Raw genomic sequence first — 12,381 nt, 5'->3', positions numbered from 1 at the left:
TCAGGCGTAACGAAGCGCCTGCGGATCCTGCAACCTTACGCAGCCATGGAACCCGGCGACCGCCCGCGCCTTTTCACCGCATCGCAGCAAAGGTGGAACGATGCCGCTCACCCCCCAGGTCAGCGTCAGCGACGAGGAACGCGGCAGGGCACTTCGCCAGGTCGTCACCGAGGGCGCCTTCGCCAGCGCCGCCACCGCGCTGACCAGCGGCGTCATCCTGACCGCGCTCGCGCTCCATCTCGGCGCATCGAACCTGGTCATCGGCGTGCTCGCCAGCGCGCCGTTCCTCGGCCAGTTGCTCCAGGCGCCGACGATCCTGCTCGTCGAGCATTTCCGCATGCGCAAGGCGATCTCGGTCTTCTCGAGCCTCACCGGCCGGGCGATGCTGGCTCTGATGGCACTCGCGCCGTTTCTCCCCCACGGTCCCGCCATCGCCGCTTTGGTCGTCGCGCAACTCATCCTGTGCGGGATGGGCGCGGTCGGCGGCTGCGCGTGGAATGCATGGATGCGCGACCTCGCGCCCGAGGACCGGCTCGGCTGGGTATTCTCGCGCCGCTCGGCCTTCGCGGCCGCGGTCAGCCTCGTCGCCGGCATCGCCGCCGCGGTGGTGCTCGACCGCACCAGCGAAGGGTCGGGCTGGCGCAGCATCATCTTCGGCGCGCTCTATGGGCTCGGCTTCCTCGCGGGGCTGATCAGCGCCTGGCTGACCGCGCGCATTCCCGAGCCGGCGATGCCGCCGCGTCCCGAGACCCGGCTCGGGCTGTTCGGGCTGCTGCGCGAGCCGCTCGCCGACCTGAACTTCCGCCGGCTGATCGTCTTCCTCGCCAGCTGGCAGTTCGCGATCAACCTCGCCACGCCGTTCTTCACCGTCTTCATCGTCCGCCAGCTCGGCTACGACATGACCTTCGTAATGGTGCTGAGCGTGGTCAGCCAGCTTTCCAACCTGGTCGCCTTGCGCAACTGGGGATCGCTCGCCGACCGCTTCGCCAACAAGTCGGTCCTGCTCGTCGCCGCGCCGACCTATATCCTGTGCATCCTCGGCATGATCGGCGCGTCGCAGATCGCCCACGGGCCGTGGCTGGTCGCCTATCTGGTCGTGTTGCACCTGTTCATGGGATCGGCAGTCGCCGGCGCAACGCTCGCCACCACCAGCATCGCGCTCAAGCTTTCCCCCAAGGGCCAGTCGACCGCCTATGTCGCCACCGCCGGCCTCGCCACGGCGATCGCCGCGGGCCTCGCGCCGATCCTCGGCGGCGCCTTTGCCGACTTCTTCGCGGCGCGCGAGTTCGAGATTCTGCTGCGCTGGACCAGCCCCGAAGGGGTCGCCCTGGTCTCACCGTTACGCCTGTCGCAATGGGATTTCTATTTCCTGATCTCGGGCGCGATCGGGCTCTATGCGATCCATCGGTTGACCCTCATCACCGAGAGCGGCGAGATCAAGCGGCGCGAAATGCTCGAGCAGGTGTTGAACCAGACCCGACGTACGGTGCGCAATGTCTCGACTGTCGCGGGGCTGCGCACGCTTACCTTCCTGCCCGCCACCTTGCTCCGCGAGGCCGAAGTCCGCGCACGTTTCCTGCGCCGCCAGCGGCTTCGCGCTAAAGCAGGTTAGGAACCGAAACGTTTTCGATTTTTCGGGGTTTTCCGCGACATGGCCGATATCGACATGCTTCCCACTCGACCGGCAAAGGCCGGCAAGCTCCCCGGCGTCAGCCCCCAGGTCCTGCTGCTGCGCGAGGAACTTCGCGCGGGATCGATGGAGCAGGTCGCTACGCTCGCGCTCGGCGACGTCGAGATCGAGATCAGCGCCGGCTGCGATTCCCTGTGGGCGATCATCCGCCGCGAGGGCTTGGGCGGGCTCGCGCTTCGTGCCGCGCACGCCCCGGGCGGCTGCGGCACCGTCCGCAAGCGGAAGGCCGAGGAGGGCGAGGCGCTGCGGCTCGAATTCGATTCGACGATCGGCCGCCAGACCGTCGCCTTCCGCCTCCACGAGGACGAGGTGCCGATCCTGCGCGTCACCACCCGCCTCACTCCGCAAGTGCCGCTGCTCGTCCCGTTCCTGCCGCGCGACCTCTACCCGCTCGACGCCAAGGACGACCCCACCCGCTCGGTCGGCCAGGTCGAGGCGGCGCAGCGCGGGATGAACGCCGGCTACGCCTATTTCCGGCTGACCGAGCCCGGCTTCGGCAGCGTGCTCTATTTCCAGAACCTCACCACGCTGAACCCCTATTTCGCGGCAACCGGCACCAAGCCTGATGGCGCGGTCGGCGGCGAATGGCCCGAAATCGGCTATCTGCCCCCCACTGCCCCGCAGCAGGGCAAGCCCTCGCTCAACCCGCTTCCGGCGGGGAAGGAAACGGCGATCGCCGACACCTATCTCGCTTTCCACGAGGATCCGGCGGGCGACGAGACCGCGATGGCCGGGCGGTTCCTCGGGCTGCTCGGCGCGGTCTATCGCCGTCTCGACCATCCCGAGACCGACTATCACGACTGGGTCGACCGGGCCGAGCGCTCGCTCAGGGACCTCGACCAGGCCCCCGCCGCGACGATCCGCCATTACGGCTTCCGCTACATCCATCCCTACACCGCCACGGAATATCCCGACTCGATGGTCCAGCTCTCGGTGCTCGCCTCGATCCGCGACTACGAGGCGTGGAAGAAGCAGGAAATCCCGCTGCTCGACGAATTCGAGGCGGGCCTGCGCAAATTCTACGATCCCAAGCTGGGGACGATGCGCCGCTATCTGCCCAATGTCGGCAAGGACAAGGACAAGGACGCCGTCGACAGCTGGTATCTGTACCACCCGCTCCTCAACCTCGGCCGCCTCGCGATCGACGGCAATGCCAGGGCCAAGCGCCTCTTCCTCCAGTCGATCGACTACGGCATCGAGTCCGCGCACCATTTCGACTACAAATGGCCGATCCAGTACAACATCACCGACCGCTCGGTGATCACTGCGGCACGCGACGACGAAGGCCTCGGCCAGACCGATGTCGGCGGCATCTTCGCGTATGTCATGCTCCAGGCGTTCGAGCTGACCGACGACAAGCGCTATCTCGACGAGGCCCGCGCCGGGATCGACGCCACGCGCGGCATGCGCTTCGAGCTCAACTATCAGGCCAATCTCACTGCCTGGGGCGCCGCCGCGTGCCTCAGGCTATGGCGGATCACCAATGAGCGGACCTATCTCGACCAGGCCTATGTCTTCCTGGCGAGCTTCTTCCACAATAATGCGATCTGGGAATCCGAGATCGGTTACGCCAAGCATTACAAGAACTTCCTCGGCGTCACCGCGCTGCACGACGCGCCGTACATGGCGATGTACGAATGCTTCGACAGCTTCGCCGCGTTCGAACGCTTCCTCAAGGATAGCGGCCCCGACGTGATCCCCGCGGTGCGGCTGCTGCTCAGCGAATATTGCCGCTACGCGCTCGACCGGGCCTGGTATTATTATCCCGACGCGCTCCCCGAGGAAGCGATCGAGACCGACAATGTCCGCAACTCCTATATCGACCGCAAGCTCTCCTTCCCGGTCGAGGACCTCTATGTCGATGGCCAGAAGGCCGGCCAGGTCGGCCAGGAGATTTATGGCGCCGGCGCGGCGTTCGTCTTCGCCAGCCGCACCTTCCACAGCGTGGGCGGCGCGCCATTCCGCATTTTCTGCGATCATTTCCTGCTCGCTAGCGACCGTCCGAGCGACAAGTCGCTGAGCTTCCAGCTCGGCGGCGGCGAGGGTTGCAAGGCGCGCTTGTGCCTGGTCCGCACCGGACGCGCCAAGCTGCCCGACTTCACCGTGACGACGATGGACGGCGACCGCGTCCGCGGCCGCGTGATCGACGACCGCATGGAATTCCACGTCCCCGCAAATGGACGAATCACCGTGGCCTGGTGAGGAACCTAAGCCCCTTCCGATCCTTGTTGTGCCGAAGCTAGGAGCCTGAAAAAATGTCCGATCTCGCCGAACCGCCCGTGAAGGGCGAAGCCGACGCGCATACCGAGCAGCCAAGCCTCGCCGGGCGCAAGGCGATCATCACCGGCGGCACCACCGGGATCGGCCGCGCCATCGCGATCCTGCTCGCCGCCGAGGGCGTCAAGGTCTATATCTGCGGCCGCGACCCCAATTATCTCCAGGACGCGCTGTCCCGCATCCGCGAAGTAGGCGAAGGCGACGGGCTGAGCATCGACCTCACCGACCACGAATCGGTCAAGCGCTTCGTCAGCGAAGGCGCCGGCTATCTCGGCGGGATCGACATCGCCGTGCTCAACGCCGCGATCCCGGCAGATTCGCTTTCCGAAACCGAGGCGAACGACATCCCCTATATTGTCGAGACCAACCTCACCGCCTATATGACTGCGGGCAAGGCCGCGCTCGAGCATCTCAAGCCGGGCAGCGACATCCTGATCATCGGCTCGATGTCGGCGCAATCGCGCGGCGGCGAATCGACCGTCTATGCCGCCACCAAGACCGGGGTGCAGGCCTTTGCCGAGGCCCTGCGCAAGGAGCTCGCCGAAAAGGACATCAAGGTCGGCAATATCGAGCCCGGCCTCACCGGCTCGGACATGCAATATCCGGACATCCCGAATGAGAAGCAGCGGGAAATGATCCACCAGCACGAGATGCTGCGCGCCGAGGACATCGCCGCCGCCGCGCACTTCATGCTCAGCCAGCCGCGACGCAGCGCGGTCACGCTGATGCAAGTCGAGCCGCGCCTGCAGACGCGATGAGCTTCGCAACCGACCGGCTGGTCTTCGGCCCCGACGATGTCGACCTGTCGCGCTCGCCGCTTGCCGGCCAGCTCGGCGCCGAGACCTATGTGCTGGGGGCGTTCAACCCCGCCCTCACGCGCCTCCCCAACGGCAACCTCGCGATCTTCGTGCGCATCGCCGAGGCATTGCGCACGCCGGTGTTCGACGGGCATGTCCATGCCATACGGTGGGACGACGGACGCTATGTCCTCGACGCCTGGCCGCTCGACCAGGTCGACACCGCAGATCCGCGCAAATTCCTGATCCGCGGCGGCCGCTGGAAGGTGATGGCGCTGACCTCGCTGTCCTGGATTCTTCCCGTCGAGCTCACCCCCGACGGGCTCGAGGTAGTGACGGTCCATTACGACAAGGCGGTCGCCCCGCATGCCAGCTTCCAATGCTATGGCGTCGAGGATCCGCGCGTATCGAAGGTCGGCGACCGCTGGCTGATGACGACCTGCTCGGTCAGCCCCGAGCGCCACAGCACCACACTCTACAGCTCCACCAACGGGCTCGACTGGACCTTCGAGGACATCGTCCTCGATCATCAGAACAAGGACATGCTGATCTTCGAAGGGCTGATCGGGGGCAGATATTGGGCGCAGACCCGACCCTTGGGCGACCTCTATTTCACCTATCCGCCGGGCAGCGAATGGCGCGGCGGCCCATCGATCAACTTGGCCACATCGCCCGACGCGCTCCACTGGAAGCCGCACCGCGATCCCGGCCTGCGCCCACACGCCGCGACCCTGCACACCGCGCGGATGGGCGGCGGCACCCCGCCGATCCTCACCGACCAGGGCTGGCTGACCCTGTGGCACGGCGTCGAGCCCAAGGAGATCGTCGGCATCTACCGCACTTATTGGTCGATCCTCGACAAGGACGATCCGTCGAAGGTGATCCGCACCGAGCACGCGCCCCTGCTCGAGCCCGATGCCGAGCTCACCCGCCCGCTCGAGGACAAGATGTACGTCCGCGACGTAGCGTTCAGCACCGGCATCGCCGATGCCGGCGACCATTATGTCGTCGCCTCGGGCGAGGCCGACCTGGCCTGCCGGATCACCCACATCCCCAAGGCGCATTTCGCGGCCTGACCGCAAGGAAAAGAACATGACCCGGACGGCATTGGTAGTAGGCGCAAGCGGGATCGTCGGCAGCGCGACGGCGGCGCTGCTGATCGAGCAAGGCTGGACGGTGCACGGGCTCGCCCGCCGCCCGGCCGTCCAGGACGGCGTGCAGCCGGTCGCGGCCGATCTCCAGGACGCCGGCGCCACCGCGGCGGCGCTGCGCGACGTGGCGCCCGACGCGGTGTTCATCACCACCTGGCTGCGTCAGGACAGCGAGGCGGAGAATATCCGGGTCAATTCGGCGATGGTCCGCAACCTGCTCGACGGGCTGCCCAAGCCGACCGGGCCGCGCCACGTCGCACTCGTCACCGGCCTCAAACATTACCTGGGACCGTTCGAGGCCTATGGAAAGGGCACGTTGCCGCAGACGCCCTTCCGCGAGGAGCAGGGGCGCCTCGACGTCGAGAATTTCTATTATGCGCAGGAGGACGAAGTCTTCGCCGCGGCCGCGCGCGACGGCTTCACCTGGAGCGTGCATCGCCCGCACACCGTGATCGGCAAGGCGGTCGGCAATGCGATGAACATGGGCACCACGCTCGCCGTCTACGCCACCCTCTGCCGCGAGACCGGGCGGCGCTTCACCTTTCCCGGCTCGGCCGCGCAGTGGAACGGGCTGACCGACATGACCGACGCGCGTCAGCTCGCCCGCCACATGCTCTGGGCCGCGACCACCCCCGCCGCCGCCGACCAGGCGTTCAACGTCGTCAATGGCGACGTCTTCCGCTGGAGCTGGATGTGGCAGCGCATCGCCGAATGGTTCGGGGTCGAAGCGGCGCCGTTCGACGGCGTGGTTCGCCCGCTCGAGGAGCAGATGGTCAGCGACGCCGAGCTCTGGCGCCGCATCGCCGAGCGCGAAGGCTTGGTCGAGCCCGATCTCTCTCGCCTGGCCTCGGCGTGGCACACCGACGCCGATCTCGGCCGCCCGATCGAAGTCGTCACCGACATGTCCAAGAGCCGCCGCCTCGGCTTCAAGGAATATCAGCCGACCGACGACGCCTTTTTCGACCTGTTTGCAGAGCTCCGCGCCGACCGCCTGATCCCCTGAAGTGCCCCGGCGGCGGACCGCACAGCGGACGCGAATTCGCGCGCGGCATGTTGACCCGAGCGCCCGTCCTATGGCACTCGCCGGGCATATCGCTGCGGGGCCGGTCGCAAACCGACCGTTCGCTGCGATAAAGTGACGGTTTCACCGTGACTTGCGGGTGTAGCTCAATGGTAGAGCAGAAGCTTCCCAAGCTTACGACGAGGGTTCGATTCCCTTCACCCGCTCCATCCCTTTCCGAAACGGAGCTCGCCGCATGCGCCACCTCGCGATCCTTCTCGCTGGGGCGCTCGCCGCCATGCCCGCACAGGCGCAGACCGGATCGCCGGCCGAGACTCAGGCGCTCGAGCTGCTCAAGCGCGCCGTCGCGTTCCGCAGCGTCGCCGGCCCGGGCAACCAGACCTTCGATTTCGCGACCTATCTCAAGGCGCAGCTCGTCGCCGGCGGGTTCGCAGACACCGACGTTCGCATCGAGAAGCTGGGCGACACCGCCTATCTCGTCGCGCGTTATCGCGGCACCGGCAAGGCGGGCGCCAAGCCGATCCTGATCTCGGGCCATATGGACGTGGTCGAGGCCAAGCCCGCCGATTGGGAGCGCGATCCGTTCACCCCCGTGGTCGAGAACGGCTATCTGTTCGGGCGCGGATCGAGCGACAACAAGTTCGACGTCTCGACCTTCGTCGCCGCGCTGATCGACCTCAAGCGTGCCGGCTTCAGGCCCGGCCGCGACGTGGTGCTGCTCCTCTCGGGCGACGAGGAGACCAATATGAAGACCACCGCCGCGCTCGCCGAGCAGTTCCACGACGCCGACTTGCTGCTCAACATCGACGGCGGCGGCGGCGACATGGACGAGGCCGGCAAGCCGGTGATGTTCGGCGTCCAGGGCGCCGAGAAGACCTATGCCGATTTCGAGCTGAGCGTGACCAATCCCGGCGGCCATTCGAGCGCGCCGCGCAAGGCCAATGCGATCTATCAGCTCGCCGCCGCGCTCGACAAGGTCGCGGCCTACGAGTTCCCCGGCCAGGTCAACGAGATCACCAAGGCGAGCTGGGCGGCGACGGCGGCGCGCACTCCCGATGCCAAGCTCGCCGATGCGATGCGCCGCTTCGCCGCCAATCCCGAGGATGCCGAGGCGCGCGGGGTTCTGCGCGCCGATCCCGGCTATGTCGGCCAGACCGGCACGACCTGCGTCGCGACGATGGCCAGTGCCGGCCACGCGACCAACGCGCTGCCCCAGCGCGCCACCGCCAACATCAATTGCCGGATCTTCCCCGGCACGCCGATCGCCGCGGTGCAGGCCAAGCTTGCCGAAGTGATCGCCGATCCCGCGGTCAAGGTCACCAAGGTCGAGAGCGGCTCGGTCCCCAGCGACGCCTCGCCGCTCCGCCCCGCGTTGATCAAGGTCATCGCCAAGGCGGTCCACGCCCGCTTCCCGGACGTGCCGGTGGTGCCGGTGATGTCGGCCGGCGCGACCGACAGCATGTGGTTCCGGGGCAAGGGCGTGCCGAGCTACGGCGTCAGCCCCTTGTTCATGAAGTCGAGCGACAGCTTCGCGCACGGCCTCAACGAACGCATCCCGGTCGGCGAGATCGGCCCGGCGGTGACCTTCTACAAAGCGGTGATCCGCGACCTGGCGAAGTAGGTTCCAGCCGACGCGCTGAAACTGCTGTTCCCCGCCGCGCGCAGCCCCTCGGCCAGCGCCTCCACCGTCCGGTCCACCAACTCCTGCTCGGTAGCCCGCACGACGAAGTTCGCCCCCGTCCGCCCGTCGCGGAAGAATGGATAGCTGCCGATCGACACGCCGGGATGCGCGCGCTCGGTGGCGCCGAGCATGTCGGCGATCTCGCTCTCGGCGACCCACGCGCCGAGCGTCCGCGACAGCACCGGCAGCCCGCCCTCGAGCGTGCCGGTAAGCGCATCGAGCATCCCTGCGGTGATGTGCGGCACACCGGCAAGGATGAAGACATTGCCCCAGCGGATTCCCGGCGCGCCCGACATCCGGTTGGGAATTAGGTCCGCCCCCTCCGGCACCCGCGCCATCCGCAGCCGCGCATCGGTCAGCCCGCCGCGCGTCTCATAATAATGCTCCAGCACCCCGCGCGCCTCCGGATGCACCACCACCGGCACCCCCAATGCGACCGCGATCGCATCGACGGTGATGTCGTCGTGCGTCGGCCCGATCCCGCCGGTGGTGAACAGATAGTCGTCGCGCGCCCTGAGCGCGTTGACCGCCTCGACGATCGCGCTCTCGACATCGGGCACCACCCGCACCTCGCGCAGCCGGATCCCCTGGACGTTGAGCCAGCTCGCGAGCTGCGCGACATTCTTGTCCTGCGTCCGACCCGAGAGGATCTCGTCGCCGATCACCACCAATGCCGCGGTCCAGATGCGCTCGCTCATTTGCCCGGCCTAGAGCCTCGCAAACCGTGGCGCAAACGCCTATATCGCCGACCATGACCGAATATGTCACCGTCACCGAAGACATGCCGCAGGCGCGCGACGGCGCGATCAAGCTCCACGGGCCCGCAGGCTTTGAAGGCATGCGCAAGGCGGGCCGCCTCGCCGCGGAGATCCTCGACGCGCTCGTCCCCCACGTCGTTCCGGGCGTCACCACCGCCGAACTCGACGACATCGTGCGCAACATGACAATCGCCGCCGGCGGCGTCCCTGCGACGCTCGGCTATCGTGGCTACACGCACAGCTGCTGCATTTCGATAAACCATGTCGTCTGCCACGGCATTCCGAGCGAGAAGACGCTCAAGGACGGCGACATCGTCAATATCGACGTCACCCCGATGCTCGGCGGCTGGCATGGCGACACCAGCCGGATGTATCTGGTCGGCAACGTGCCGATCAAGGCGCGCCGCCTCGTCGACGTGACCTATGAGTGCCTGATGCTGGGTCTGGAGCAGGCCAAGCCGGGCAATCATCTCGGCGACATCAGCCACGCGATCCAGCGCCATGCCGAGAAGCACCGCTACGGCGTCGTCCGCGATTTCTGCGGGCACGGGCTCGGCCAGGTGTTCCACGACGCGCCTGAGGTCGTCCATGTCGGCCGCCCGGGCACCGGCCCCGAGCTGCGCCCGGGGATGTTCTTCACGGTCGAGCCGATGATCAACATCGGCCGCCCCGACGTGAAGCTGCTCGACGACGGCTGGACCGCCGTGACCCGCGACCGCTCGCTCTCGGCGCAGTTCGAGCATTCGATCGGCATTACCGAGACGGGCTGCGAGATCTTCACCACCAGCCCCAAGGGCCTCCACAACCCGCCTTATTGACCCGCGTCAGGCCCAGTCGAACCTTGCGGGATCGAGTTTGGCCATAGGCGCAGCGCACTCGACGACGATCAGTGCCGAAATCGTCGGATCAAGCGCCTCCTTGCCGGCCTCGATTGCCTGCTGCAGCGCAAAGCCGATCGCGGCGGGCCGCCGCTCGACTGGTACTTCGTAGAGATCGAGCGCCTCGATGATATTCGGCCAGAGATGGCGGACATAGTTGACCGGCAGGTCGCCGGGCTGGTGCTGCGGCGGCACCCGCGGCACGCCGAACTCGGCTCCCCCAACGCTGCCCGCGACATGCCGCATCGCATCATGCACCATGTCGAGCGAAACCTGCCCGCCGAGATGTTGCGCCGCGCCCAATGGCAAGGCTGAGCAACGCATGCTCGCTTTCGATTAGCATCCGATTGGGCAGGTCGCCGAACAGATAGGCGTTGCCGTCCGCACCCTGCGCGGTGGCGATCCCCCCGTCCTCGCGCCTCTCGCCCCGCGCAGCGAGCAGCGTCAGGGTGCTGTGTATGCAAGCGAAGCCCCCGGTGGAGGCGAGGATGGCCAGCGCGTCCTCGATGCGCACGCCGCGTTCGTTCTGGATCATCCTGCAGGTGAGGTCGAACAGCACCCGCCCGGCGAGCTGCAAGCGGGCGAACGGCTCCGCCGCGTCCCTTTCGCGCAGGTGTGCCAACACGGCCGCGTGGCCCCGCTTCTCATTTTCCTGCTCAACCGGCGGTGGCGGCGGAGCGGGCGCAGCTGGAACCTTCCGACCGAATAGAGGTATGCGCATCCTATCCCCTCCCCGTTCGGGCATGCATTCCTAGCCGTTACGCCCGAAGTCCCGGTTCGCTCAGCGTGCCCCGTACGCCCGTCCCGACTGGATCAGCCGCTGGCGGCTGGTATTCCCCGGCACCGCGATATGGGTCGCCGGATCATATTCCTTGCCCACCGCCGGACTGCCCTGCGGCACCCAGATGTTGACCACGGTGTTGCTGTAGCTTTGCGGCAGATAGCGGATGTAATAGCCGTCCGGATGCAGGCTCCAGCGGCCCGTCGGCACTTCCTGGCTGCCCGGGCCGATCCCGGCCGCGCCGGCGAGCACCGCGACGCGCTCGAGCTCGGCGAAGCTCGTTCCCGGCGACGTCAGCATCCGGCGCAGATCGGCCTCGGCCTGGAGCACCTGGCGAAGGCCGCTCGGCAGATTGTCGGCCAGCGGCCCCGTGGTCAGCATGTCGAGCGCATTGCGGTTGAGCGAGGCGAGCTGGCGCGGAGTCAGCAGCCGCGCGGCAATCGCCTTGTGCTCGGTCGACAGATCCTCGAACTTGGCGCGCGCGACGATCGCCCAGAGCAAGGTCTGGATGTCATGCTGGTCGATCTCGGGATGGTTCACCGAATTGCGCACGATCGACATCACGGCATCTTCGGCCGAGCCCCTGGTCGGGCCGAACAGATAGCCATCGCCGCCGCCCGGCCCGTGCGTGCCGGCATGCAGGCAATAGCTCTGGTCGTGGAACTCATAATAGCCCTGCTGCAGGACGAAGCCGCCATTTGGGGTACGCTGCAGCTGCATCAGCGAGCGCTTGGCCTCGCGCGGGGTGAAGCCGTCCTGGTCGGGCGCCCCCCATCTGGCATCCTTGAGGCTCGTGCTGATCGGCGCTTTTTGCAGGCTGGGAAGTCCGATCCCGGCCTTCTTGGCCAGTCCGCCAAGCCCACCCAGGCCGCCGAACTGCGCCTGCGCCGGCGCAGCCCCTGCCGACAAAGCGGCGCACGCCGCAGCCAGCGCCAATAGCTTCCTGATCTTCATAGCGGTGTCCCCCTCGCTGCCCGGATACGCGATCGCGTGGCGCGGGACTAATACAGATCCTTTCGGATGGCGAGCGTCGGCGCATGCGAGGGAATACGCTTCACCGCACCGACATCACGATCCGGCGAATGCGACCGGCACCAATCTCAGCCGGCGCGCGGCGCGTGCCAGTCGCGAAGCGCCGCCTCCGCCTCGATGGCGGTCAGGTCGCCGAGCGGGCTGCGGATCACGAATTGCTCCCGCCGCCCCGGCTCCATCGCCCGCAGGCCATAAGCGAGGATCACCAGCGGCGCCCGCGTCACGCGATTGTGTCCGGCCGCGGCTGGGCCCAGATGGTGCAACTCCGCAGGCATGTTCATAGGCACGTTCAGCATATGAATCTCGTTTTCAGAT

At 67.2% G+C, this 12,381-nt stretch carries 12 protein-coding genes and 1 tRNA gene; 8 read left to right on the top strand and 5 right to left on the bottom strand.

The features are described from left to right. Window positions 1-100 precede the first annotated feature (100 nt). The 7 genes from AC3WJI_RS12835 to AC3WJI_RS12805 all read left to right on the top strand — a co-directional run bounded on the left by AC3WJI_RS12835 (window position 101) and on the right by AC3WJI_RS12805 (window position 8,557). Window positions 101-1,612, top strand: coding sequence for an MFS transporter (locus AC3WJI_RS12835; protein ID WP_492757665.1), 1,512 nt, complete (start codon window positions 101-103; stop codon window positions 1,610-1,612). Window positions 1,613-1,651: 39 nt separating this feature from the next. Then, window positions 1,652-3,892, top strand: a complete 2,241-nt coding sequence (locus AC3WJI_RS12830; protein WP_492757664.1) for a hypothetical protein — start codon at window positions 1,652-1,654, stop codon at window positions 3,890-3,892. 53 nt (window positions 3,893-3,945) lie between these two features. Next, entirely contained in the window at window positions 3,946-4,725 is a 780-nt protein-coding gene (locus tag AC3WJI_RS12825) for an SDR family oxidoreductase (RefSeq protein WP_492757663.1), read from the top strand. Further along, complete coding sequence (locus AC3WJI_RS12820) at window positions 4,722-5,840, top strand: glycoside hydrolase family 130 protein (protein WP_492757662.1); 1,119 nt, start codon at window positions 4,722-4,724, stop codon at window positions 5,838-5,840. The genes AC3WJI_RS12825 and AC3WJI_RS12820 overlap by 4 nt, the downstream gene beginning before the upstream one ends. 16 nt (window positions 5,841-5,856) lie before the next feature. Beyond that, a complete protein-coding gene (locus AC3WJI_RS12815) occupies window positions 5,857-6,918 on the top strand; it encodes an SDR family oxidoreductase (RefSeq protein WP_492757661.1) in 1,062 nt (353 codons plus the stop codon). A 153-nt stretch (window positions 6,919-7,071) separates the two neighbouring features. Then, window positions 7,072-7,145, top strand: a tRNA-Gly gene (locus tag AC3WJI_RS12810). Between the two features lie 26 nt (window positions 7,146-7,171). Further along, window positions 7,172-8,557, top strand: coding sequence for a M20/M25/M40 family metallo-hydrolase (locus tag AC3WJI_RS12805; protein ID WP_492757660.1), 1,386 nt, complete (start codon window positions 7,172-7,174; stop codon window positions 8,555-8,557). Here the strand turns inward: AC3WJI_RS12805 and AC3WJI_RS12800 are convergent. Then, window positions 8,524-9,315, bottom strand: a complete 792-nt coding sequence (locus AC3WJI_RS12800; protein ID WP_492757659.1) for a competence/damage-inducible protein A — start codon at window positions 9,313-9,315, stop codon at window positions 8,524-8,526. The two genes, AC3WJI_RS12805 and AC3WJI_RS12800, sit on opposite strands and share 34 nt — an antisense overlap. Window positions 9,316-9,368: 53 nt before the next feature. Between AC3WJI_RS12800 and map the strand changes: the two genes are divergently transcribed. Then, window positions 9,369-10,193 carry a type I methionyl aminopeptidase gene (gene map / locus AC3WJI_RS12795; protein WP_492757658.1) on the top strand — a complete coding sequence of 275 codons (825 nt, stop codon included), beginning with the start codon at window positions 9,369-9,371 and terminating at the stop codon, window positions 10,191-10,193. Window positions 10,194-10,199: 6 nt separating this feature from the next. Here the strand turns inward: map and AC3WJI_RS12790 are convergent, their stop codons facing one another. The 4 genes from AC3WJI_RS12790 to AC3WJI_RS12775 all read right to left on the bottom strand — a co-directional run bounded on the left by AC3WJI_RS12790 (window position 10,200) and on the right by AC3WJI_RS12775 (window position 12,362). After that, window positions 10,200-10,499: a hypothetical protein gene (locus AC3WJI_RS12790; protein ID WP_492757657.1), complete on the bottom strand. Its 300-nt coding sequence runs from the start codon at window positions 10,497-10,499 to the stop codon at window positions 10,200-10,202. A gap of 4 nt (window positions 10,500-10,503) precedes the next feature. After that, window positions 10,504-10,878 (bottom strand): hypothetical protein, encoded by a 375-nt coding sequence (locus tag AC3WJI_RS12785; RefSeq protein WP_492757656.1) that lies wholly within the window; start codon window positions 10,876-10,878, stop codon window positions 10,504-10,506. 156 nt (window positions 10,879-11,034) lie between these two features. After that, window positions 11,035-11,988: a hypothetical protein gene (locus tag AC3WJI_RS12780; RefSeq protein WP_492757655.1), complete on the bottom strand. Its 954-nt coding sequence runs from the start codon at window positions 11,986-11,988 to the stop codon at window positions 11,035-11,037. 146 nt (window positions 11,989-12,134) lie between these two features. Further along, complete coding sequence (locus tag AC3WJI_RS12775) at window positions 12,135-12,362, bottom strand: hypothetical protein (RefSeq protein WP_492757654.1); 228 nt, start codon at window positions 12,360-12,362, stop codon at window positions 12,135-12,137. Window positions 12,363-12,381: the final 19 nt, after the last annotated feature.

It is taken from the genome of Sphingomonas sp. FW306-1B-B10E (assembly GCF_058782005.1).
This window is presented reverse-complemented; position numbering and strand designations above follow the sequence as displayed.